The sequence below is a fragment of the Microtetraspora sp. AC03309 genome, from assembly GCF_020826795.1.
Lineage (GTDB): Bacteria > Actinomycetota > Actinomycetes > Streptosporangiales > Streptosporangiaceae > Microtetraspora > Microtetraspora glauca.
Genome location: NZ_JADDIL010000261.1, coordinates 1 through 866 on the forward strand (window position 1 = coordinate 1; position 866 = coordinate 866).

Sequence of the window (866 nt, forward strand, 5' to 3'; positions counted from 1 at the left end):
TCATCGTGCCGTGTCACCGGGTGATCGGCGCGAATGGAAGCCTCACCGGCTACGGCGGCGGACTGGACCGCAAACGGGCATTGTTGGAACTGGAGAAAAGCCGTACAACGCCGGCTCTGTTCAATTGAAATAGGCGCGTTTTCAATTCTCGAAAGGAATTGAAAACGCGCCGATATACAAAAATGCCCGAGCCCTCCAATCGAAATTGGAGGGCTCGGGACTTAATTTGTGTTCGGCGGTGTCCTACTTTTCCACCCGGGAGGGTAGTATCATCGGCGCTGGCAGGCTTAGCTTCCGGGTTCGGGATGGGACCGGGCGTTTCCCTGCCGCTATGGACCGCCGTAACTCTATTCACTCGTTTTTGAGTGTAAACCTTGTGTTTTGGTGGTGGGGTGCGGTGTGCACTCCGGACACATGGTGTGTGGGTGTTTATGAATTGTGGTTGCGAGGTCAGGATGTGCGTCTTACTCAAAAACCCAAACATTGTGGTGTTTGTTGGTTGTTGTAAGTTTTCGGCCGGTTAGTGCCAGTTCCCTGCACCTATTACTAGGCTTCCAGGTCTGGTCTATCAATCCCGTGGTCTGCGGGGGGCCTTATCCCTCTAAAAGGGTGAGAAGCCTGGTCTTGGAGGGGGTTTCCCGCTTAGATGCTTTCAGCGGTTATCCTGTCCGAACGTGGCTATCCAGCGGTGCTCCTGGTGGAACAACTGGTATACCAGAGGTTCGTCCGTCCCGGTCCTCTCGTACTAGGGACAGATTTCCTCAAGCTTCTGACGCGCGCGGCGGATAGAGACCGAACTGTCTCACGACGTTCTAAACCCAGCTCGCGTGCCGCTTTAATGGGCGAACAGCCCAACCCTTGGGACC

1 protein-coding gene and 2 rRNA genes are annotated in these 866 nt (G+C 55.0%); 1 reads left to right on the forward strand and 2 read right to left on the reverse strand.

Annotation, left to right across the window (positions count from 1 at the left end; all coding sequences use genetic code 11):
- Window positions 1–128 (forward strand): methylated-DNA--[protein]-cysteine S-methyltransferase (locus IMZ11_RS42710; RefSeq protein ID WP_228649296.1); only part of this gene is annotated, 128 nt, incomplete at its 5' end.
- 102 nt (window positions 129–230) lie between these two features.
- Here the strand turns inward: IMZ11_RS42710 and rrf are convergent.
- Together rrf and IMZ11_RS42720 are read right to left on the reverse strand one after the other, a co-directional pair.
- Window positions 231–344: ribosomal RNA gene (gene rrf / locus IMZ11_RS42715) — 5S ribosomal RNA — on the reverse strand.
- A gap of 155 nt (window positions 345–499) precedes the next feature.
- Window positions 500–866, reverse strand: a 23S ribosomal RNA gene (locus IMZ11_RS42720); the annotation flags it as partial.